Below are 21,938 nucleotides of genomic sequence, written 5' to 3'. Positions count from 1 at the left end.
ATTCTGGACAATCAAAAAGGGCAAGCCTTTTGGGGCTTGCCCTTTTCCTTACATCGATCCCAATATCGGTGCTGCGCCGCTATGGGGCGACCGCGCCCTGGCCCATCACTGCGGCCGCTGCTTGAAGAAAGTGATAGGCGCGCTGGCGGGGATTTCGCTCGGCGGCGGCGTCTTCAGGATGTGCTTCTTCATTTTGCCCATCACGTGCATCTCGCAGGGACGGCATTCAAATTTCAGGGTGTAGGTCTCGTCGCCGGATTTCAGAATCATCGGATCGGCGCGCACCTGGCCCATCACGCCCTTGACGCCCTTAGCCTGCTTCGGGCACAGATTATAGGAGAAGCGCAGGCAGTGCTTGGTGATCATCAGCGACACTTCGCCCTCTTCCTGGTGCGCCTCGTAAGCCGGTTCGATCACTTCCACGCCGTGCTGCTTGTAGAAGTCCCAGGCCAGCGCGTTGTAGACGTTGGCCAGATAGCTGAGCTCCTTCTGCGGGAAGACCGCCGGCGGCTCCACCGCCGCCTTGCGTTCGGGACGCGCCCAGGCGGCCAGGCGGGCGGCTTCCAGTTTTTCCACCGCCTCGCGGCGCAAGCCGTTGATGACGGAAGCCGGCACGAACCACGGTTGGGACAGGCTCAGCGACACATCGTGCGCCTGGAACAGGGTGTTGCCGAGCTTGGCGACGGCCTCGCGCAGGCTTTGCTCGGCGCGGGCGGCGTCCTTGGCCGGCTCCAGCGCCAAATCGACACTGGCGCAGGCGCTGCAGCCGTCGGCGTCGGTGTAAGTCAGCGCCAGGCCCGTAGCGGTTTCCGACAGCGTGGCCCACACGCCGATGCGGCGCTCGGCCGATTTTTTCAGCAGCGCCAGTTCCCAGGCGTGGTCGCGGTTGCGGCAAATATCGGTGCCGGGCTTCAGGCCGGAGAGCACGGCCGGATCGTTAGGCTCGCAGCGCCAGACCAGCAGGCTGCCGGCAGCCTTGCCCACCTGCTTGACGGTGTTGAGCTGCATGCCCACCACCTCGCGCTTTTTCATGAAGTTGATGCCGTCGCCGTTGGACATCTGCTCGCTGGTGGCGATTTCCAGCCAGCTATCGCCGACCTTGTGCACGGTGCCGAGGCCGACGCCGACGAATTTGGGCGAATCAAACGCGCCGATGTCCTGCTTGCGGCCGGTGGCGAAGTAATCTGTCGCGCCGCGATGGAAAGTCTTGTCCGGATTCGGCGTGAAGAAGATTTCGCTCGTGCCGCTGGCGGCCGGCGCCAGCTCCGGGCGGCGCTCGAAGATTTCGTCCAACAGCAGGCGGTAATGGGCGGTGATGTTCTTGACGTAGGACACGTCCTTATAGCGGCCTTCGATCTTCAGCGAACGCACGCCGGCGTCCAGCAACGCTTCCAGGTTGTCGCTCTGGTTGTTGTCCTTCATCGACAGCAGGTGCTTGTCGAAGGCCACCACGCCGCCTTTTTCGTCGGTCAGCGTGTACGGCAGTCTACAGGCCTGCGAGCAGTCGCCGCGGTTGGCGCTGCGGCCGGTGTCGGCGTGGCTGATGTAGCACTGGCCGGAGAAGGCCACGCACAGCGCGCCGTGGATGAAGTATTCGATGGTGGCGCTGTCCGCCACCCGGTCGGCGATGTTCTTGATCTGCGGGATGGTCAGCTCGCGCGCCAGCACGATCTGGCTGAAGCCGGCGTCGGACAGGAAGCGCGCCTTGTCGGCGTCGCGGATGTCGCACTGGGTGGACGCATGCAGCTGTATCGGCGGCAAGTCCATCTGCAGGATGCCCATATCCTGGATGATCAGCGCGTCCACCCCGGCATCGTACAGCTGCCAGATCAACTGGCGCGCGGCGTCCAGCTCGGCGTCGTGCAGAATCGTGTTCAGCGTGGCGAAAATGCGCGCGTGGTAGCGGTGGGCGAAATCGCACAAGCCAGCGATGTCCTGCACGCTGTTGCAGGCGTTGTGGCGCGCGCCGAACGACGGCCCGCCGATATACACCGCGTCCGCGCCATGCAGGATGGCTTCGCGGCCGATTTCGGCGGTTTTGGCGGGAGACAGCAGTTCGACTTGGTGCGGCAACAGGCTCATGGCGATTCCGGGGATGCTTTTAAGGTTATTCGGCTGGACGGGCGGGCCGGAAGTATAACGGAATCAGCAGCTTATAGATAGACCGGTTGATTTCATAGCGCGGATAAGTGCAACTACCTAGGATTGTTTATACGGATTGATTACCCACATGACGGCTGCTACCCAAAAAATATTGGAGGCGTGCCCTCCTATCCAGTGAGTCCGTCATGTTCCGCCAACTCTCCATCTTCCAGCGCCTGGCCATCTTGGTTGCGGCGCTGCTGTCCGTTCCCATCCTGGTTGGCCTGTATGGCCTGCATACCCAGGACGGCATCCTCGGCGACTTCGCCACCACCTACAACGACCGCGTGGTCTGCCTGAAACAACTGAAAATCGTAGGCGACGGCTACGCTGTCGGCATCGTCGACAACGCGCACAAACTGCGTAATCGCAGCCAGACCGCCAGCACCTTCCTCACCAACCTGAAGCAGGCCCAAACCGATGTCAAAAAGCAGTGGGGAGACTACCGCGCCACCTATCTGACGCCGGAGGAAAAACAGCTGGCCGATCAGACGGATCAGGCCATGGCCGTGGCCGACCGCAGCGTCGAGAAATTGCGGCAGATGGTTGAGCGCGGCGACGAAGCCGCGCTGCAGAACTATGTGGAACATGATATGTATCCGGCGCTGGATCCGGTAGCGCAGCGCATTTCCGCCCTGGTGGACCTGCAGCTGCGCGTCGCCGCCGAGGAATTCGCCTCGGCGCAACAGCGCGCCGCCAGCAGCCGGCTGGTCAACATCGCTTTGATCGTAGCCGGCGTGCTGCTGGGCCTGCTGCTGGCCCAGACCATCGTGCGCGGCCTGCTGGCCGAGCTGGGCGGCGAACCGCGCGACGTGGTGGCGCTGGCCGGCCGCGTCGCCCAAGGCGATCTGAGCCAAAAACTGCCGGTGAAGAATGGAGACCAATCCAGCATCGTCGCCTCGATGGCGCTGATGCAGAGCGCCTTGATCCAGCTGGTGCGCAATATGCAGGACATCACGCTGCGGCTGACCAATAGCGCGACCGAGCTGGCCGCGGCGTCGGAACAGGTGGCCAGCAGCGCCGAGGAGCAAACCCGCGCCGCTTCTTCGATGTCGGCCTCAGTGGAGCAGCTGTCGGTCAGCATCAGCTCGGTCAGCGACAACACCTCCGACGTGGCCAAGGATTCGGTATCCAGCGGCGAACTGGCGCGCAAGGGCGAGAGCATCATCAACGAAACGCTGCAAACCATGACCCATGTCGCCGAACAGGCGCGGTCAGCGCAGCAGCAAGCCGACCTGTTGGGCAGCCGTTCGCACGAAATCGCCAGCGTCATCCAGGTCATACGCGACGTGGCGGAGCAAACCAATCTGCTGGCGCTGAACGCGGCGATCGAGGCCGCGCGGGCCGGCGAACAGGGCCGCGGCTTTGCGGTGGTGGCGGACGAAGTGCGCAAGCTGTCGGAACGCACCTCGCATTCCACCACGGAAATCAGCGGCAGCATCCGCGACATGCTGGATTGCAGCCAGCACGTGGTGGACAACATCCATAGTACGGTGGAACGAATGGAAGCCGGATTAGGCCAGGCCGAACGCGCCCGCGAGGCCATCTCCGGCATCACCGGCAACGCGGAGCGGGTGAAACAGTCGCTGTCCGGCATTGCCATCTCCTTGAACGAACAGCAACAAGCCGGCACGGCCATTGCCGGCAATGTGGAACAGGTGGCGCAAATGTCCGAGGAAACCAGCACCGCCGCGATGCAGACGGCGAATGCCGCCAGTCAGGTCGAGCAGATGGCCGTCGCGCTGCAATCCGCGATCAGCCATTTCCGCCTGCCGGCTGGCGGTCTGGCTGCGGCCGGCGAACCCGCCTTGCAAGCCGCCGCCTCTCCCGCCGCCTGGCAAACCTGATCCACTGGCAGCGTGAGCCGCCGCTCTTAATCATTACGCGAGTCAAGATGGCGAACAGCAGTTCGCCATCTTTTTTTGTGCGCCGCACAAAAAATGTGAACTCTGATTTCGTTCGTTTTCGAAAACAAATTGGTATTAAAGTGGATATTTAACGACAATCTTTAATTATTTGTTTCGCATATGAATGGAAATTGCTTTTAAAGATTAAACACTCTCAATTTATTTTATTTTTCGTGCCATAACTCTAGTCAATTCATGACTTTAATCATAAGATGCATATTGCATGGCAACATTGCAACAGCATTACAGGCGATTTCCATTGGAATAGTCTCATACCAATTGAAGACCACTATAAGACCAGATAATTTGCCTCCAGGATTTCCACATATGGATTCCGCAACTGGACCTGGAGTTAAGAAAAATGCATACGCAACGCTCACTTCTCTTGGCAGTACTGGCTGCGTTCACCGGCGTCGCCCTGGCGGCGGAAGAGCCGGCCGTTCCCCCGGCAAGCGATGGCCCCGCACTGAAAGGTACGGCGCAGGCTATTCCCCCCAGCGATGTCTACGATCTGCTGACCAAATCGGAAACCACCTTCAGCGCGCTGTACTACGGCCGTGACCGGCAGGAAAAGCAGCCGAATAACAGCAACGCCGGCGATATCCGGGTCAATGCGCTGAACCTGGGTCTGAATTTCAAATCCGGCTACGCCTGGGACAAGCTGGGCTTCGACGCCGCGGCGCATAGCTCGATCCGCCTGACCAAGGGCATCGGCTTTTCCGAAGTGCTGTACCACGACTACAACGACATGAGCGACCCGGCGGAGGGCGGCGGCGGCAGGGACAAGAGCGATGCGGTGCTGAGCCAGGCGGCGGTCAAATTCCGCCAGAACCCGGATGGCCAAGGCCTGTCCTTCCGCGCCGGCTACACCCCGATCAGCATCGGCACCATGGGCACCTCCGGCGGCCTGCAGTCTCACGCCTATCGCGGTTTTGAAGGCAAATACAAGATCGGCGATTTCGAGCTGGGCTACGGCTGGGCCGATCAGTTCCGCAATGAGTGGGACTACCGCTTCCGCGACATGACCAACTCCTGGGAACAGGGCCGCAGCAACGGCAGCACTGCCAAGAAAGTCGATTACGTCAACAGCGTGGGCTTGCGCTACGCCCCGGAAAACGCCTTCATCGACATCGGCTTCGGCGAAGGCAAGGACTACCGCCGCACCGCCCAGATTGCCGGCTCCTACACCTGGAAACTCTCCGGGGGCGACACGCTGACCGGCGTCGCCTACTACTTCCAGGGCAAGGACGAATCGCAGCTGGGCATGAAGAATTCGCAAACCGCCTGGCACAGCAGCGCCAGCGTGACCTACACCACCGACGGCCTGTCGCTGATGGGCGGACTCGGCAAGAGCCGCAACCCGGATGGCGGCGAAGTGAACTTCCGCATGACACCGTACGGCAACAGCGACAACCGCAACTTCATCCAGACCTGGGGCCAGGACGACGACTTCGTCTGGGACGGCACCCAAGTGCTGAAGCTGGGCGTGAACTACGACCTCGCCAAATCCGGCCTGCCCGGCTTCACGGTTGGCGCCAGCGCCAACTACGCCACCGGCCTGAAGAACCCGAACGGCGCAGCGGACAGCAAGGCGCACGAAATCGACCTGAGCGCCGGCTACACCGTGCAAAGCGGCTGGCTCAAGGGCGCCAGCATCGGCGTCTACCCGGCCTGGTACCGCTCCGGCGACTTCTACGGCAAGAAGGACCGCAACGACGTGAAAGTGATCGCTTCCTACAGCAAGACCTTCTGATGAAACCCATGGCCGGCGCACCCATGCCGGCCGCTTCGCCCACTCAGTATCGTTAGGCGAAGCCACCAAGGAGAAAACCAATCATGAAGCTGAAGACCCTGAGCCTGTCCCTGCTGATCGCCGCGTCCGCCGCCATCCCGCTGGCCGCCCATGCCGCCGACAAGCCGGTGCTGGAAGTGTGGACCATGAGCCTGTCGCCTAAGTTTGACGGCTATTTCAAGAACCTGGTGGCCCAGTACAACGCCCAGCACCCGAATGTGGAAGTCAAGTGGACCGATTATCCCTGGGACGTGATTCAGGCCAAGTTCACAGCCGCCGTCGGCGCCGGCAAACCGCCGGCCCTGGTCAATCTGAACGTGCCCTGGGCCTACGATTACCAGCAGGAAGGCCTGATCCAGCCGCTGGACGGCCTTATCGACAAGAGCCAATACGTGGCCGGCGCGCTGAAGGATGTCACCTTCAACGGCAAGGTTTACGCCTTCCCGCATTACAACGGCGCCAACGTCATCGCCTACAACGCCGAGCTGTTCAAGAAAGCCGGCCTGGATCCGAACCAGCCGCCCAAGTCGTTTGACCAGGAGCTGCAATACGCCAAGACCATCAAGGCCAAGACCGGCGTGGCCGGCTTCGCCCCGACCCTGGGCCCGACCAAGATCGAAGCCCTGCTGATGCAAAACGGCCTGGACGTGGTCAAGGACGGCAAGCCGGCCTTCAACAGCCCGGCCCATGTGGCCTTCGTCAAGAAACTGGCCGACGCCTACAAGGCCGGTGCGCTGCTCAAGGACAACCTGTTTTCCCAGGACAACTTCCAGGTGGCGATGGCGGCATATAACGGCGGCCGTCTGGCGATGCTGGAATCGACGCCGACCACGTTGACCCGCGTGCGCGACGAAGCACCCAAGCTTTATGTCCATACCCGCGTCGCCCCGGCGCCGCTGGGGCCCACCGGCATCGCCGCCGGCGGCTGGATGTTCAACTTCGCCGTGGCGCGCAATGTGGACAAGGCACTGTTGCCGGAAATCGGCAAGTTCGGCAACTACCTGACCAATGCGCAAAACCAGCTGGCCTTCGCCAAGCTGGCCGGCACCTTGCCCACCGCGCGCCAGGCCGCCGCCGACCCGCACTTCCAGAAAGTGGCCGACAACGCCGGCGCGGCCGAGCGCGCCGTGAGCATCGCCGCCGCCAATCTGGACAAGACGCGCACCCTGTTCCTGTCGGTGAAGAACGCCGACGTGCTGTCGGCCAAGCTGTCGGCCGCGGTGGAGAAAGCCGTGACCGGCCGCCAGGACGCCAAGGCCGCGCTGGACGAAGCCGCCGCCTACTGGGCCAGCAAGCTGTAAGCCTCCCGCAGCGCCCCATCCGCCGCGCGCAACCGGCGGATGGGCGTTTTCGCCACCCCACCGGGAGTATGAGCAATGCGCAATCACCGCAAGACCACCCTGCAAGCCTATCTGTTCCTGGCGCCAGCTCTGTTGCTGCTGCTGGTGTTTTCGTTCTGGCCGGTGGGCTTCGGCTCCTTTCTCGCCTTCACCCGCTATAACCTGATCGATGCGCCGCAATGGGTGGGCTGGGACAATTTCCGCGACCTGTTCGGCGACGAGCTGTTCCTGTCGGCGCTGAAGAATTCGGCGCTGTATCTGGTGGTGGTGCCGGTCATCCAGCTCTTGGCCATCCTGCTGGCGGTGCTGGTCAACAACAATCTGCCCGGCATCAAGCTGTTCCGCGCCGCCTACTATCTGCCCGTGGTCACCTCGGTGTCGGTGATCGGCATCATCTGGAATTTCATGTACACCGAGGACGGCGTGCTCAACGCCGTGCTGCGCTGGCTGCATCTGATCAATGACCCAGTGGGCTGGCTCAGCGACGACCATATCGCGCTGTTCGCGGTGATGTTCATCACCGTCTGGCGCGGCATAGGCTGGTACATGGTGCTGTACCTGGCCGGCCTGCAGTCCATTCCGGCTGACGTGCACGAGGCCGCGCAACTGGACGGCGCCGGCCGCTGGCAGCGCTTCTGGCGCATCACCGTGCCGCTATTGGCGCCCACCATCCTGCTGTGCTCGGTGATGTCGGTGCTGGCGGCGGTGAAAGCGTTTGAGGAAGTGCAGATCCTGACCAAGGGCGGGCCGATGCAGTCCACCTATACCGCGCTCTATTACGCCTACGAGTTCGGCATCAAGTCTCTGAACTTCGGCCGCGCCCTGGCCGCCAGCCTGGTGATGTCCGCGTTCTGCATCGTGCTGGCCTGGCTGAACTTCCGTTACCTGCAACCGCGAGACCGCTGAGGAGGCGCGATGACCCCCACCACTACTCTTCCGGCCGCCGCGCCGCGGCTGGACCGCCTGGGCAACCGCGCCTTGCATTACCTGGCGTTGAGCGCCATCGGCCTGATCACCGTCTATCCGTTCTGGTGGACGCTGGTGACGGCGCTGTCCGGCGACGGCGAGGTGTTCGCCTTTCCGCCGCCGCTGTTGCCGACGGCGCCGACGCTGGCCCACTTCGGCGAGGCCATCTCCAGCATCGACATCCTGGCCTTCTATCGCAACTCGCTGGCCATCACCGCGCTGACGGTGGCCGGCACGCTGCTGGTCAGCGCGCTGGCGGCCTACCCGCTGGCGCGGATGCGGTTTCCCGGCCGCCGGCTGGTGTTCGGCGCCATCCTGGCAACCATGATCCTGCCCAGCGAGGTCAACTTCCTGGTCAACTTCATCACCGTGTCCAAGCTGCAGCTGACCGACAGCTATAGCGGCGTGGTGTTGCCGACGCTGGCCGGCGCGGTGGGCATCTTCCTGATGAAACAGGCCTTCGAGGCAGTGCCGCAGGATCTGATCGACGCCGCCCGCGTCGACGGCGCGTCCGAATGGCAGATCTTCTGGCGCATCATGCTGCCTCTGGCGCGGCCGGCGCTGGCGGCGCTGACCATCCTCACCACGGTGTCGGCGTGGAACCAGTACATCTGGCCGTCCATCGTGATGTCCAGCCCGGACAAGTTTCCGCTGTCGGTCGGCGTGCTGTACCTGGCCGGCGCCTTCAGCTTCAAGACGCGGGTGGTGGCGGCCGGCGCGGTGCTGACCGTGCTGCCCATCCTGATCGTCTTCCTGTTCACCCAGCGCTATTTCCTGCGCGGATTCGACGGAGCGGTGAAATGACCCTGACCCCTGAACAACTGGATGCCCTGGCCGGCCGCTGCCTGATGGTGGATGTGGAAGGCCCGGTTTTGAGCGATGAAGAAGCGGCGCGGCTGCAGCGCATGCGCGTGCGCGCCGTCTGCCTGTTCCGCCGCAATGTGCCGGACGCCGCCGCCACCCGCCGCCTGGCGGCGGACCTCAAATGCGCGCTGGGCGACGACATCCTGATCGGCATCGACCAGGAAGGCGGCGGCGTGATGCGCACGCTGTTCCTGCCGCAGGCCCCGGCGGCGATGGCGCTGGCCGCCGCGGACGACGAAGCGCTGGCGCGCAAAGTCGGCGGCGCGGTGGCGCGCGGGCTGAAGAGCCTGGGCATCAACTGGAACTTCGCTCCGGTGCTGGACCTGAACAACAATCCGGCCAATCCGGTGATAGGCGAGCGATCCTTCGGGGCGGACCCAGCGCGTGCCGCCGCCCTGGCCCGCGCCTGGATGGAAGGCCATCTGGCCGAAGGCGTGGCCTGCTGCGTCAAGCACTTCCCCGGCCACGGCGACACCCATACCGACTCCCATCTGGACCTGCCGGTGGTGGATAAGCCGCAGGCCGAGCTGCGCGACTACGAACTGGCCCCGTTCAAGGCGCTGGCGCCGGACGCGCCGGCGCTGATGAGCGCCCACATCCGCTTCCCCGCGCTGGACGCCGAATGGCCGGCCACCCTGTCGCCGGCCATCCTCACCGGCCTGCTCAGACAGGAGCTGGGCTTCCAGGGCGTCGCCATCACCGACGCGCTGAACATGCGGGCGATACGCGAGCGCTGGGGCCAGGCTGCCGGCGCGGTGCAAACGCTGAAAGCCGGCGCCGACCTGGCGCTGGTGCTGCAATTCGCCGACGAAATGGATGCCAGTTTCGATGCGCTGCGCGCGGCGCTGCAAAGCGGCGATTTGGCCAACTCGCGGCTGGCCGAAGCGGCCGCGCGGGTGGACGCGCTGATCCGCCGCTACCCCAGCCGGAGCGACTACGACTACGCCGCCGAGCAACGCGCGGCCGACGAGGCCTTGTTCGCCGACGCCTGGCGCCGCGCGCTGACGGCGCATGGCGACGTTCCCACGCTGCCGGCCGGCCAGCGGCTGCGGCTGGTGGTGCAGGACCAGGCGCCGTCCGACGGCGTGTCCGAAGCCGGCCTGTCCGCCAACAAGCTGATCGCCGCGCTGTCACGCCGCCACGCGCTGGAAGTGGTGCGCTTCCCAGAGCGCGCCGCGCTCGACTGGTCCACCCTGCCGCGGGACGGCGTGTTCACCGTGCTGGCCTCCACCACGCGCGAACGCTACGGCAGGCGCGAACAGCAAAGCTGGAAGCCGGATTTGCATATGGCTTTATGGAACCCCTACGCCGCCGCCGACATCGCCGCGCCGGCGCTGATCAGCTACGGCTTCGCCGATGCCGCGCTGGAAGCCGCCAGCCGCTGCCTGGCCGGCGAGATCGCCGCCGTCGGCCGCCTGCCGGTGGAACTGGGCCAACCCTATCAGGAGCAATGAGATGTCCCGACTCTCGCTGAAACACATCCGCAAGGTGTACGACGACGGCAACGCCGTGATCCACGACGTCAGCCTGGATATCCGCGACGGCGAATTCATGGTTTTCGTCGGGCCATCCGGCTGCGGCAAGTCCACCATGATGCGCATGATCGCCGGCCTGGAAGACATCACGGCGGGCGAGCTGTGGATAGACGACAAATTGGCCAATGACGTCGAACCGGCCAAGCGCGGCCTGGCCATGGTGTTCCAGAGCTACGCGCTGTATCCGCACATGACGGTGCGCGAAAACATGGCCTTCAGCCTGAAGCTGGCGGGCAAAAGCAAGGCGGAGATCGACGCCGCCGTGCATCGCGCCGCGCTGACGCTGCAGATCGAACACCTGCTGGAGCGCAAGCCCAAGGCCCTGTCCGGCGGCCAACGCCAGCGCGTGGCCATCGGCCGCGCCATTGTCAGGAAGCCCGGCGTGTTCCTGTTCGACGAACCCTTGTCCAACCTGGACGCCGCGCTCAGAGTGCAGATGCGCATCGAGCTGGCGCGGCTGCACCAGGAACTGGGCAGCACCATGATCTACGTCACCCACGACCAAGTCGAGGCGATGACGCTGGGCCACCGCATCGCGGTATTCAACGCCGGCCGCATCGAACAGGTGGGCAGCCCGCTGGAGCTGTACAACCGCCCGGCCAACCGCTTCGTCGCCGGCTTCCTCGGCTCGCCGAAGATGAACTTCATCCCGGCGCGCGCGCTGCAGCACACCCCCAGCGGCCTGCAGCTGCAACTGCCCGGCGACTACCGGCTAACCCTGCCGCTGAGCGACGCCGGCAGCGGCGAACTGGCGCTGGGCGTGCGCGCCGAGCATCTGTACTTCGCCGAAACCGGCCTGCCGGTAACGGTGCAGCTGGTGGAGCACCTGGGCGACCAGCAGATCGTCTACCTGCGCGTGGAAGGCGCCGAGGAGCCGATCGCGCTGAAGCTGAGCGGCCACGAGACTGAGCCGGCGCCGGGCAGCCTGCGTTTCGTGCAGCCGGATCCGCGCCATTGCCATGTGTTCGACGGCCAGGGAGCCGCCTTGCCGCGACTGGCGCCAGCCGATCAGAAAGAAACCGCGCTGGCCATGTGAAATATCGGGCGAGGAGAAGTCCCTCTTCGCCCTTATCCACAGCTTCCCGCGCTTTCAAGACTTATCCACAACTCTGTCATCGCCGCCTTGCCTCCTGTACCTCACTCAAGTTCGCCGGTGAAAGGCCTTCTCCTCTCGTGCAAGAGTGGCCAGAGGGAAAGGCGCGTCTCGCTCGCCCCTGCAGCCGCGCGGCTAAGCCCTTATCCACAACCGAAAAGAAATGGTGGATTTATCCACAGCAACGGCTCGCGTGGGAAAATAGTGAAAAACCTTTGATTTAGCTAAGTAAATATTCGTAAGACATCGCGAACTGCCCTACAACTAGAGCAAGATTCCTTCTAGCACGGAGGTTCTCCATGAACCGCCAATCCTCTCTGGCCGGGCAGCTGGCTGCCATTGTCGGACTCGCCATCGCCATCCTGCTGCTCGCCGCGATCTTTTCGCTGTCGCAACTATGGGGCAGCATCCGTACCTTCCGCGACCAGGTGGCTCAGGACCAAAGCAGCGTGCAGCAGGTGCTGACCATGCAGGTGGACTTCAAGAAACAGGTGCAGGAGTGGAAGGACACGCTACTGCGCGGGCAGGACCCGGCCAAGCTGGCCAAGTACTGGGGCAATTTTCAGAAGAAGGAAAACCAGGTGCGGGATGAGGGCAATGCGTTGGCCGCTTCGGTGCCCGACCCGCAAGCGCGGCAACTGCTGCAACAATTCGTCGCCGCCCACCAGAAAATGGGCGAGGACTACCGGCGCGGGCTGGATGCCTATAAGCAAGCCGGCGCCGATTTCAAGGTGGGCGACAAGCAGGTGGCTGGCATGGACCGTCCGCCGACCGAGCTGCTGACCCAGGCCAGCGATTTCTTGGCCAAGCGCGCGCAAAGCAATGCCGAGTCCGCCGTGGCCAGCGCCAACGCCGCGCTGTGGCGAGTGGCCATCGTCATGGCTGTCGCCACCGTCTTGGGCCTGGCCCTGTTCCTGTACTACGTCAACCGCGCCATCGTTTCCCGCGCCCGGCGGCTGGTTGAAGACCTGACCCGTCTGGCAGAGGGCGACTTCACCCGGCCGTTCCAGCCAGGCCGCATGGATGAGATCGGCCAGATCGCCGCCTGCAGCGAAACGGTGCGCACCCATCTGGGCGCGCTGATCGCGGAGCTGATCAACGCCGCCAAACAGGTCGGCGACACCAGCCAGGAGCTGGGCCGCTCCGCCCGCGCGCTGGCCAGCGGCGCCGAGACGCAGAACGACGCCATCGCCAGCAACGCCGCCTCGCTGGAGCAAATGGCCACCAGCATAGACACCATCGCCGAACAAACCGTGCGCATCAGCGAGGACTCCCACACCAGCGCGCAGAAAACCCGCAGCGGGCTGGAAGAAGTGGCGCACCTGCGCCGTCAGACGACGACGATAGACACAGTGATGGGCCAGGTGGACCAAGCCTCGCAGGCCTTCCGCGACAGCACCGAGGCCATTGGCCACCTGACCGGGCAGATACGCGACATCGCCGAGCAGACCAATCTATTGGCGCTGAATGCGGCCATTGAGGCGGCGCGCGCCGGAGAAACCGGCCGCGGCTTCGCCGTGGTGGCGGACGAGGTGCGCAAATTGGCGGAAAACTCGGCCAAGGCCGCCAGCGAAATCAAGATGGTGACCGAACGCCTGAACCAGAACGCCCACTCGGTGGGCGCGACGGTGCAGAGCGGCATCGACGCCACGCGGCAGAGCCGCAGCACGATGGAGACTGTGATCGCCAATCTGCAGGCCGCCAACGACAGCGTGCAGGAAGCCAGCGGCGGCGTCGGCCAGATCCGCGACGCCATTTCCGAACAGAAAAGCGTCTGCAACAGCATCGCGGGCAGCTTCGAAACCGTGTCGCAGATGGTGGCCGACAATACCGAGGCCGCCAGCGAACTGCATGGCGCGGTGCTCAGCCTGAACGAACTGGCCGAACACATGCGGCAAATGGTGGAAAAATTCCGCCTGTAGGGCGGAGGCCGGGTGTTCCGCCAACCACGGCGGATCGCCCCTGCGGGGCGTCCGCCCTACCTCTCAAACACGGGATGGTCGGCATCCAGCCGGAAACGGATCAGCGAGCCGGCATGCGGCGCCAGCTCGCGCGCCAGCCAGTCCATGCCGGCCGCGCCGGACGGGAAGCCGGCATCCGGGCGTTCGCTGACGAACACCACATTGCGGCTGGCTTCGTCTAGCTTGAAGTGATCGGATTCCAGCCAGTTCAAGCAGCGACACACCACTTCGCCGTCCCCGTTAAGCCATGCCGCTTCGTTTGGCTGCGGCTGTTCGGCTTCCATTTTGCCCAGCGGCAAAAAGCTTTCGTCGCCGCGCGCCAGAGCCAGCCGCAATTCGCCGCCGAGCTTGTCGATGTCCTCGCCGCCAAACGGCGCCAGGCTCTGCAAAGAGGCCTGGTTGTACAGGTCCACCAGCGGCAGGATGCGGCGCAGCTTGTCTTTTTGCGCGGCCTTGACCAGATATTCCAGCGAGCAGCGCGCCTTCTTGTCGCCCGGCAACCCACGGTACAAGGCCTTCCAGCGCTGCAGCAGCGCATCCAGATCGATGTCCGGCTCCGGCAAGGCCAGCACGGCGGCTGGCAGCGCCGCCTGGTTCACGCCCAGCGCCAGCAAACCCTCCACCTCCATTCCCGGCAACCGTCCCAACACAGCCTGGCTCAACGCGACGCGCATTTCGCTCTCCCTTTTCGCTATCGATGGCTCATGCTAGCCAAACGCCGGCGCAGCGGGAAACGAAAGCTTTTAATGGGGCATAAGCCTGCCGCGCCGCCATGCAAAACAGCCCGGAGGAACCGGGCTGTTGTCAGGACGAATCAGGGCGGTCAGGCGCTCAAGGCTTCGCGCGAGGATTGCGAGCGGGCGGCCAGCCAGGCGTCGATCACCCTGGCGGCATAAGCCGGCAGATGCAATTTCAGCTTGGAGCGGCGCCACAGGATGTCCTCGCTGCGCGTCGCCCATTCGGCGTCCACCAGATACTGCAGCTCGGCTTCATACAGGCCCGGCAGGATTTCCGCACCCAGGTCGGCCAGAGTATTCGCCTGGCCGATCAGCTTGGCCACGCGCGTGCCGTAGGCGCGGGCCCAGCGCTCGGCCAGTTCCGCCGGCAGCCACGGGTGGCGCTGCGTCAAATCGCCCAGGAAGCGGCCGAAGTCGGCGCCCGGCATATCTCCGCCCGGCAGCGGCGCGTCGGCGGTCCAGGTGGCCTGGTGGTTGCCGAGCAAGGGCGCGAGCTTGTCCACAGCCTCTTCCGCCAGCTTGCGGAAAGTGGTGATCTTGCCGCCGAAGACCGACAGCAGCGGCGCGCCTTGGGTATCCATTTCCAGCGCGTAATCGCGGGTGACGCTGGAAGCGTTGTCCGAGGCGTCGTCCAGCAGCGGGCGCACGCCGGAATAGGTGGACAGCACATCGGCCGACGAGATCTGGCTGTGGAAATAGCGGTTGCTCATTTCGCACAGATAGCCGATTTCGTTGTCGTCTATCGCCACCTGGCCCGGATCACCCTGGTATTCGACGTCGGTGGTGCCGATCAGGGTGAATTCCTGCTCATACGGAATGGCGAAGATGATGCGCTTGTCCGGGTTCTGGAAGATGTAGGCGAACGGGTGGTCGAAAATTTTCTTGACCACGATGTGGCTGCCCTTGACCAGGCGGATGGACTTGCTGGACGGCATGGCCAGCTTGTCTTCGATCAGGCTCTGCACCCACGGGCCGGCGGCGTTGACCAGCGCGCGCGAACGCACTTCGAAGCGGCCGCCGTCCTCGCGCTGCAGCGTGGTCAGCCAGTGTTCGCCGTCGCGGCGCGCCGCCACGCAGGCGGTGCGGGTGTAGACCTGGGCGCCGCGCTCGGCCGCGTCCATCACATTCAGCACCACCAGCCGCGCGTCCTGCACCCAGCCGTCGGAATAGACGAAACCGCGCTTGAAGGCGTCCTTCAGCGGCGCGCCGGATGGATGCTTGGCGAAGCTGACGGTTTTCGAACCGGGCAACACTTCACGCTTGGCCAGATGGTCGTACAGGAACAGGCCGCAACGTATCATCCATTCCGGACGCTGATCGCGCGCATGCGGCATGACAAAGCGCAGCGGCCAGATGATGTGCGGCGCCGCTTTCAGCAGCACTTCGCGCTCCTGCAGCGCCTTGCGCACCAGGCCGAACTCGTAATATTCCAGATAGCGCAGGCCGCCGTGTATCAGCTTGGTGCTGGCCGAGGAGGTGTGCGAGGCCAGATCGTCCTTTTCGCACAGCGCCACCGACAGGCCGCGGCCAGCCGCGTCGCGCGCGATGCCGGCGCCATTGATGCCGCCGCCGATCACCATCAAGTCGTATACCTTCATTTGCCCGATCCTTGCTTATTCCGTCCCCGTCATTCTATCCACAATAGCTAACAAGGAACACAAATAAAACATTTTTCGTTCGTTATTTTTCGTTTTTGCCACAGATGCCGCAGATTCGCGGCAGGAAAGCCGGAAATGGCGAAGGAAAGCGAGAGACAACTGCTTACGTAGGAAGGGATTTTTCCGAATTACAGCGCAGGCGAGAGAAACGAACAAAAAAGGAAAACGGCGCGCCGGGAGCGCGCCGTCGCGCTTATTACAGGGTATAAGCCAGCGCCGCCAGCGTGCCGCCCAACAGCGAGCCGACCACCGGCACCCAGGCATAGCCCCAGTCGCTGTCTCGCTTGCCCGGAATCGGCAGGATGGCGTGCATGATGCGCGGCGCCAGATCGCGCGCCGGGCTCATGGCGTAGCCGGTGGTGCCGCCCAGCGACACGCCGATGCCCAGCACCAGCAGGGCCACCGGCAGCGCCTCGATCGCGCCCAGCGACATTTTCGGCCCTACCATGGACAGGATGGCGAACACCAGCACGAAGGTGGCGACGATCTCGGACACCAGATTGCCCGGCAGGCTGCGGATGGCCGGGCCGGTGCAGAAGGTGGCCAGCTTGGTATCGGCGCAATCGGTGGTTTCATAGTGCTTGCGGTAGATCAGCCACATCAGGCCGGCGCCGGCCATGCCGCCCAGCATCTGCGCCGCCACATAACCCGGCACCTTGTCCCACGGGAACTTGCCGGCCACCGCCAGCGCCACCGATACCGCCGGGTTCAGGTGCGCGCCGCTGATCGCGGCCACGCTGAACACGCCGACGAACACCGCCATCGCCCAGCCGAAGGCCACCACGATCAGGCCGCTGTTATGGCCCTTGGTGTTCTTCAGCAGCACATTGGCCACCACGCCGTTGCCCAGCAGCACCAACAAGGCGGTGCCGATGAATTCGCCCATCAAAGGATTCATGATTGTCTCTTTCCAACTTTATCTAGGGATGCCCGCCGCGCGCGGCGGCGGGTCTTACGGAAGATCAAGCCTGGTCGTCGGCCCACACCTTGGCGGCGTTGACCGCGCGCTGCCAGCCCTTGACGTTGCCGGCCACTTCAGCGGCGGCCATCTCCGGCTTGAAGCGGCGATCCAGCTGCCACTGGCCCAGCACGTCGTCCAGGTTTTTCCAGTAGCCGACAGCCAGGCCGGCCAGGTAGGCGGCGCCCAGCGCGGTGGTTTCGGTGATCTTGGGGCGCACCACATCCACGTTCAGGATGTCGGACTGAAACTGCATCAGCAGTTCGTTGACGGTGGCGCCGCCGTCCACGCGCAGTTCGGCGATGCTCATCTTGGCGTCGGCTTCCATGGCCTTCAGCACGTCGCGGGTCTGGTAGGCGATGCTGTCCAGCGCGGCGCGGGCGATGTGGGCGGCCTTGGTGCCCAGGGTGGCGCCGACGATGGTGCCGCGGGCGTTGGCGTTCCAGTGCGGCGCGCCCAGGCCGGCGAAGGCCGGCACCAGATACACGCCGTCGCTGTTTGGCACTTCCTGCGCCAGCGGGCCGACATCGGCCGAGTGGCGGATGATGCCCAGGCCGTCGCGCAGCCATTTGACCACGGCGCCGCCGATGAAGATGGAGCCTTCCAGCGCGTACTGCACCTTGCCGTCCACTTTCCAGGCGATGGTAGTCAGCAGGTTGTTCGACGATTCGATCGGCTTGTCGCCGGTATTCAGCATCATGAAGCAGCCGGTGCCGTAGGTGTTCTTCACCATGCCCGGCGTGGTGCATTGCTGGCCGAACAGAGCGGCTTGCTGGTCGCCGGCCACGCCGGCGATCGGGATTTCCACGCCCAGATGCGCGGCATGGGTATGGCCATATACTTCGCTGGAGCTCTTCACCTGCGGCAGCATGCTGGCCGGGATGCCCATGATGTCCAGCAGTCCGGCGTCCCATTCCAGGGTGTGGATGTTGTACAGCATGGTGCGCGAGGCGTTGGACACGTCGGTCACGTGCACCTTGCCGTGGGTGAAGTTCCAGATCAGCCAGCTGTCCACGGTGCCGAAGGCCAGCTTGCCTTCGCGGGCGCGTTCGCGGGCGCCCGGCACATTGTCCAGAATCCACTTGATCTTGCTGCCGGAGAAGTAGGCATCCACCAACAGGCCGGTCTTGCTGCGGATCAATTCGGAGAGGCCGCGCGACTTCAGTTCGTCGCAGAACTCGGCGGTGCGGCGGTCCTGCCACACAATGGCGTTGTACACCGGCTGACCGGTTTCGCGGTCCCACACAATGGTGGTTTCGCGCTGGTTGGTGATGCCGATGGCGGCGATGTTGCGACCATCAATGCCGGCCTTGGCCACGGCTTCGGCGGCCACGCCCACCTGGCCGCCCCAGATTTCCTGCGGATCATGTTCCACCCAGCCCGGTTGCGGGTAGATCTGGCGGAATTCCTTTTGCGCCAGCGACACGATGTCGCCGCTGCGGTTGAACAGGATGGCGCGGGAACTGGTGGTGCCCTGGTCCAAAGCCAGTACGTACTGATCGCTCATTGTGTCTTCTCCTGATTGCCGGTAAGGCGGCTTGGTTAACAGCCGGGGATGTCAACGTTGCGTTGTATGTTGCTTTTTTTGCTTATGACGTTCGTTTTATTTGCGAACAATTCTATGCCCGAACAGACGGTTGTCAATAATTCGGTAAAAAAAAATACACTTTTCGGCGAAATCCAGCGTGTCCGACAACAGGAAAATCATGGAAAACCATTTAATATCAAATAATTAAAAAATGTAGCGCAGCGCTACATTTTCACATCAAACAAGCCAGCCGCTGCAGATAGAATAAAAGACAGGCGTTTCCCATTTCTGCAAGCAAGGTCCGGATAAGACCCCACGCCCGGGAGAAGGGAAATCCACAAATCCCGCTTTGCAACAAGCATTTGCATGCGTTACAGACAAATCAGCGCAAAGGAAAAAATAAGAACATTATCGAAAATAAAGACTGCTAAATTTCCGCCATGCAAAGCCACAAAACGTTGTTTTATAATCGGAAACACACATTTACGTAGTTCTGACGCTACACGCCGCTTATGGCAGCATGAATGGCGTCGCCGGATGCCAAGAGTTGGACCCAGCGCAAAAAAACCGCCGCGCCGCTGTGGCATCATCCCCGTTGAGGCCTTGCCGTCCGCCCAGCGGACGCCCCTGCATTGCGACGTCCTGCCGCGCGCAGGGATTAAGCAGCGTCGGCCCACAACACGCAATCGCTCCTGATCAATCGGCCGGATGGGCCGCAAAGGACTGTCATGCTTCGCAACACCAAAATTCTCGCCACGCTGGGACCTTCCTCCAGCACTCCGGAACAAATCCTGGAATTGGCCCGCGCCGGGGTCAATATCTTCCGGCTCAATATGAGCCACGGCAGTCATGACGACCATCGCGCCCGTCTGCAGGCGATCCGCGCCGCCGAACAGGCGCTGGACAGGCCGCTGGGCGTAGTGGTGGACCTGCAGGGTCCCAAACTGCGCATCGGTAAGTTCCCGCAGGCCACGCCGGTAAAAACCGGCGATCGCTATGAATTCGTGCTGGATGAAGTGATGGGCGACGACAAGCGCGCCATGCTGCCGCACCCGGAGGCCTTCGCCGCGCTGCAGCCGGGCCACCGCATTCTGGTCAACGACGGCAAGCTGGCGTTCCACGTGGAACATGTGGAACCGCGCCGCATCGTCACCCGCGTGGAAGTCGGCGGCGAACTGTCCAGCAACAAGGGCTTCAACCTGCCGCACACCGTGCTGCCGCTGTCGGTGATCACCGAAAAAGACCGCAAGGACGCCGAATTCGCGCTGGCGGAAGGCGCGGACTGGCTGGCCATGTCCTTCGTGCAAACCGGCGCCGACGTCAAGGAACTGCGCAACATCGTCGGCAAGCGCGTCGGCATCATTTCCAAGATCGAAAAACCGTCCGCGGTGGATGATCTGGACGCCATCGCCACGCTGTCCGACGCCGTCATGGTGGCGCGCGGCGACCTGGGTGTGGAGCTGCCGCCGGAAGACGTGCCGGTGGTGCAGCGCAAGATCGTGCATCAGTGCCGCCACCTGGGCCGCCCGGTCATCGTCGCCACCCAGATGCTGGAATCGATGATCACCGCGCCGACGCCGACGCGCGCCGAAGCCAACGACGTGGCCACTGCCGTGTACGAAGGCGCGGACGCGGTGATGCTGTCGGCCGAAACCGCCGCCGGACAATATCCTCTGGAAGCGGTGCAGATCATGGACCGCATCATCCGCCGCGTGGAAAGCGCCCCGGATTACCGCAAGGTGATGGCGCTGGACTACAGCGCGGCCGACGAGCCGGATCGCACCGACGCCATTGCCGCCTGTGTGCGCAAGGTGGCCACGCTGCTGCCGGTCACCGTGTCGGTGGCCTTCACCACCAGCGGCTCCACCTGCATCTATCTGGCGCGCGAACGCCCGTCCACGCCGATTCTCGGCATCTCGCCGAATCTGGCCACCGCGCGCCGCCTGTCGCTGGTATGGGGCGTGGTGGCCTACCATGGCCCGGACGCGGAAAACCTGGAAGACATGGTGGTGAAGACCACCTTCTGCGCCACCAAGCTGGGCCTGGCCCAACAGGGCAAGCCCATGGTGATCATCGCCGGCGTGCCTTTCGGCACCCCCGGCTCCACCAATCTGCTGCGCATCGTCTACCCGTAAACGCCAGCGGCGTAGAAAAGCAAAACGGAACTCGCGGGTTCCGTTTTTTCATGCGCGGCCCTACGACCGCTTCGTTGCGGCCGCTGCCGATACTATGCTGATACGGTAGCGATTCGTTCGGAACGTTAACGATGCAGCGGCAATCCTTTCACGCATTCCTCGCCATCGTGTTGTTGGCTATCTCGTGCTCCACCCCGGCCAGCGAAGGATCTGGTCTGGTCATCAATTTCGATGCCAGCAACCCGCCGCTGATGTATGCGGCCAAACAAGGGCCGGCAGGGCTTTACCCGGCTTTGATTTCCAAGGCGTGCGAACGCGCGGGCATCGCCGTCACGCTGCGCGCGGGCTCATGGCGTTTTGCCCTGCAGGAACTGCGCGACGGCCGAGCCGCCGCCGGCGGCATCATCAAGACAGCCAGCCGCGAAAAACAGTTCGACTTCAGCCAGCCCATCTTTCAGGAACGCGTGGTCATGGCCTATCCGGCGCAAGCGCCGCGCTATCACAGCCTGGAAGATCTGTTCGGCAAACGCGTGGGCGTGATTGCAGGCTGGAGCTACGGTGACGCTTTCGACCTGGCGCGCAAAGAGGGCAAGCTGCTGGCATTCGACAGCGACAGCGACGCGCAAAACCTGCGCCAACTCAAACTGGGCAGGCTCGATGTGGTGCTGGGCATACGCGAATCGCTGCAACTGGTGCTGCGCGAGGGCGGCTATCAGGATGTGACGCTGACGCAGGAGGCGCTGGTCAGCAATCTCTCTTATCTCGCCATCAACAAGACCTCGCCGCAACAAGCGCTGCTTGCGCGTTTCAATCAGGCGCTGGAAGCCATGCGCAAGGACGGCAGCTACGAGGCTATCGTGCGCGAGGTCTTAACCGGCAAGCCGGCTGCGCCGTGATCGCTCTGATCCTGCCTCCTCAAAAACTATAAGTACCCACTTCGATCAGATTGCCGTCCGGGTCGTTGAAATACACCGAGGTGATGGGTCCCATCGCGCCGCTGCGCGTCACCGGCCCTTCCACAATATCCACCCCCTCCTGCTTCAGATGCGCGATCACGTCGGTCAGCGGCACGGATGCGATCAGGCACAGATCGCCGCAGCCGATGGCGGCATGGTTGCGCGTCTCCTGGCCCAGGGTCTGCAAATTGATCTTCTGGTTGCCGAAACGCAGCGCGCGGCGGCCGTTGCCGAAACTCACCTCCTCCAGCTTCAACGCGCGCTGGTAGAAAGCCACGGCGGTTTCGACGTCGCGCACCGTCAGGACAAGGTGGTCGATATGGCTGATCATGCTGGCGCTCCAAAACAATAGGGCTGTCCACACTG

At 63.5% G+C, this 21,938-nt stretch carries 16 protein-coding genes; 10 read left to right on the top strand and 6 right to left on the bottom strand.

Features of this window, described 5'->3' with window-relative positions; translation table 11 throughout:
- Window positions 1–105: 105 nt before the first annotated feature.
- Complete coding sequence (locus QUG01_RS09195; protein ID WP_500829865.1) at window positions 106–2,082, bottom strand: peptidase U32 family protein; 1,977 nt, start codon at window positions 2,080–2,082, stop codon at window positions 106–108.
- Window positions 2,083–2,288: 206 nt separating this feature from the next.
- Between QUG01_RS09195 and QUG01_RS09190 the strand changes: the two genes are divergently transcribed.
- The 8 genes from QUG01_RS09190 to QUG01_RS09155 all read left to right on the top strand — a co-directional run bounded on the left by QUG01_RS09190 (window position 2,289) and on the right by QUG01_RS09155 (window position 13,561).
- Window positions 2,289–3,989, top strand: coding sequence for a methyl-accepting chemotaxis protein (locus tag QUG01_RS09190; RefSeq protein WP_500829864.1), 1,701 nt, complete (start codon window positions 2,289–2,291; stop codon window positions 3,987–3,989).
- A 421-nt stretch (window positions 3,990–4,410) separates the two neighbouring features.
- Entirely contained in the window at window positions 4,411–5,802 is a 1,392-nt protein-coding gene (locus tag QUG01_RS09185; protein ID WP_500829863.1) for an OprD family outer membrane porin, read from the top strand.
- Between the two features lie 83 nt (window positions 5,803–5,885).
- Window positions 5,886–7,142 carry an ABC transporter substrate-binding protein gene (locus QUG01_RS09180; protein ID WP_500829862.1) on the top strand — a complete coding sequence of 419 codons (1,257 nt, stop codon included), beginning with the start codon at window positions 5,886–5,888 and terminating at the stop codon, window positions 7,140–7,142.
- A gap of 75 nt (window positions 7,143–7,217) precedes the next feature.
- Window positions 7,218–8,087, top strand: coding sequence for a carbohydrate ABC transporter permease (locus QUG01_RS09175; RefSeq protein WP_103320941.1), 870 nt, complete (start codon window positions 7,218–7,220; stop codon window positions 8,085–8,087).
- Window positions 8,088–8,096: 9 nt separating this feature from the next.
- Window positions 8,097–8,951 (top strand): carbohydrate ABC transporter permease, encoded by an 855-nt coding sequence (locus QUG01_RS09170; RefSeq protein WP_043626972.1) that lies wholly within the window; start codon window positions 8,097–8,099, stop codon window positions 8,949–8,951.
- Window positions 8,948–10,465 carry a beta-N-acetylhexosaminidase gene (gene nagZ / locus QUG01_RS09165; RefSeq protein WP_500829861.1) on the top strand — a complete coding sequence of 506 codons (1,518 nt, stop codon included), beginning with the start codon at window positions 8,948–8,950 and terminating at the stop codon, window positions 10,463–10,465. Before QUG01_RS09170 ends, nagZ begins: the two co-directional genes overlap by 4 nt.
- Before the next feature lies 1 nt (window position 10,466).
- Entirely contained in the window at window positions 10,467–11,582 is a 1,116-nt protein-coding gene (locus tag QUG01_RS09160; protein WP_500829860.1) for an ABC transporter ATP-binding protein, read from the top strand.
- Window positions 11,583–11,938: 356 nt separating this feature from the next.
- Window positions 11,939–13,561: a methyl-accepting chemotaxis protein gene (locus QUG01_RS09155; RefSeq protein WP_500829859.1), complete on the top strand. Its 1,623-nt coding sequence runs from the start codon at window positions 11,939–11,941 to the stop codon at window positions 13,559–13,561.
- Between the two features lie 56 nt (window positions 13,562–13,617).
- Here QUG01_RS09155 and QUG01_RS09150 read toward each other — a convergent pair whose 3' ends face one another.
- The 4 genes from QUG01_RS09150 to glpK all read right to left on the bottom strand — a co-directional run bounded on the left by QUG01_RS09150 (window position 13,618) and on the right by glpK (window position 18,460).
- A complete protein-coding gene (locus tag QUG01_RS09150; RefSeq protein WP_500829858.1) occupies window positions 13,618–14,274 on the bottom strand; it encodes a B3/B4 domain-containing protein in 657 nt (218 codons plus the stop codon).
- A 149-nt stretch (window positions 14,275–14,423) separates the two neighbouring features.
- A complete protein-coding gene (glpD, locus tag QUG01_RS09145; RefSeq protein ID WP_500829857.1) occupies window positions 14,424–15,935 on the bottom strand; it encodes a glycerol-3-phosphate dehydrogenase in 1,512 nt (503 codons plus the stop codon).
- A 256-nt stretch (window positions 15,936–16,191) separates the two neighbouring features.
- Complete coding sequence (locus QUG01_RS09140; protein WP_103320948.1) at window positions 16,192–16,893, bottom strand: MIP/aquaporin family protein; 702 nt, start codon at window positions 16,891–16,893, stop codon at window positions 16,192–16,194.
- Between the two features lie 64 nt (window positions 16,894–16,957).
- Complete coding sequence (gene glpK, locus QUG01_RS09135; protein ID WP_500829856.1) at window positions 16,958–18,460, bottom strand: glycerol kinase GlpK; 1,503 nt, start codon at window positions 18,458–18,460, stop codon at window positions 16,958–16,960.
- A gap of 749 nt (window positions 18,461–19,209) precedes the next feature.
- On the opposite strand from glpK, the gene pyk reads away from it, so the two are divergent.
- Both pyk and QUG01_RS09125 read left to right on the top strand, forming a co-directional pair.
- A complete protein-coding gene (gene pyk / locus QUG01_RS09130) occupies window positions 19,210–20,616 on the top strand; it encodes a pyruvate kinase (RefSeq protein WP_500829855.1) in 1,407 nt (468 codons plus the stop codon).
- A gap of 131 nt (window positions 20,617–20,747) precedes the next feature.
- Window positions 20,748–21,512: a substrate-binding periplasmic protein gene (locus QUG01_RS09125; protein ID WP_500829854.1), complete on the top strand. Its 765-nt coding sequence runs from the start codon at window positions 20,748–20,750 to the stop codon at window positions 21,510–21,512.
- A gap of 19 nt (window positions 21,513–21,531) precedes the next feature.
- On the opposite strand, the gene QUG01_RS09120 is transcribed toward QUG01_RS09125, so the two are convergent.
- Window positions 21,532–21,903, bottom strand: a complete 372-nt coding sequence (locus tag QUG01_RS09120; RefSeq protein ID WP_500829853.1) for a VOC family protein — start codon at window positions 21,901–21,903, stop codon at window positions 21,532–21,534.
- Window positions 21,904–21,938: the final 35 nt, after the last annotated feature.

The organism is Chromobacterium sp. CCUG 76385, from assembly GCF_059916625.1.
Note: the sequence above shows the minus strand (reverse complement) of the source record. Positions and strands in the feature narration are given on the sequence as shown.

Bases quoted from the DNA above. Each gene is read 5' to 3' on its own strand.
- pyk (WP_500829855.1), top strand. From the start codon at position 19,210: ATGCTTCGCAACACCAAAATTCTCGCCACGCTGGGACCTTCCTCCAGC.
- QUG01_RS09125 (WP_500829854.1), top strand. From the start codon at position 20,748: ATGCAGCGGCAATCCTTTCACGCATTCCTCGCCATCGTGTTGTTGGCT.
- QUG01_RS09190 (WP_500829864.1), top strand. From the start codon at position 2,289: ATGTTCCGCCAACTCTCCATCTTCCAGCGCCTGGCCATCTTGGTTGCG.
- QUG01_RS09160 (WP_500829860.1), top strand. From the start codon at position 10,467: ATGTCCCGACTCTCGCTGAAACACATCCGCAAGGTGTACGACGACGGC.
- QUG01_RS09150 (WP_500829858.1), bottom strand. From the start codon at position 14,274: ATGCGCGTCGCGTTGAGCCAGGCTGTGTTGGGACGGTTGCCGGGAATG.
- QUG01_RS09140 (WP_103320948.1), bottom strand. From the start codon at position 16,893: ATGAATCCTTTGATGGGCGAATTCATCGGCACCGCCTTGTTGGTGCTG.
- QUG01_RS09120 (WP_500829853.1), bottom strand. From the start codon at position 21,903: ATGATCAGCCATATCGACCACCTTGTCCTGACGGTGCGCGACGTCGAA.
- QUG01_RS09175 (WP_103320941.1), top strand. From the start codon at position 7,218: ATGCGCAATCACCGCAAGACCACCCTGCAAGCCTATCTGTTCCTGGCG.
- glpD (WP_500829857.1), bottom strand. From the start codon at position 15,935: ATGAAGGTATACGACTTGATGGTGATCGGCGGCGGCATCAATGGCGCC.
- QUG01_RS09155 (WP_500829859.1), top strand. From the start codon at position 11,939: ATGAACCGCCAATCCTCTCTGGCCGGGCAGCTGGCTGCCATTGTCGGA.
- QUG01_RS09180 (WP_500829862.1), top strand. From the start codon at position 5,886: ATGAAGCTGAAGACCCTGAGCCTGTCCCTGCTGATCGCCGCGTCCGCC.
- QUG01_RS09195 (WP_500829865.1), bottom strand. From the start codon at position 2,082: ATGAGCCTGTTGCCGCACCAAGTCGAACTGCTGTCTCCCGCCAAAACC.
- QUG01_RS09185 (WP_500829863.1), top strand. From the start codon at position 4,411: ATGCATACGCAACGCTCACTTCTCTTGGCAGTACTGGCTGCGTTCACC.
- nagZ (WP_500829861.1), top strand. From the start codon at position 8,948: ATGACCCTGACCCCTGAACAACTGGATGCCCTGGCCGGCCGCTGCCTG.
- QUG01_RS09170 (WP_043626972.1), top strand. From the start codon at position 8,097: ATGACCCCCACCACTACTCTTCCGGCCGCCGCGCCGCGGCTGGACCGC.
- glpK (WP_500829856.1), bottom strand. From the start codon at position 18,460: ATGAGCGATCAGTACGTACTGGCTTTGGACCAGGGCACCACCAGTTCC.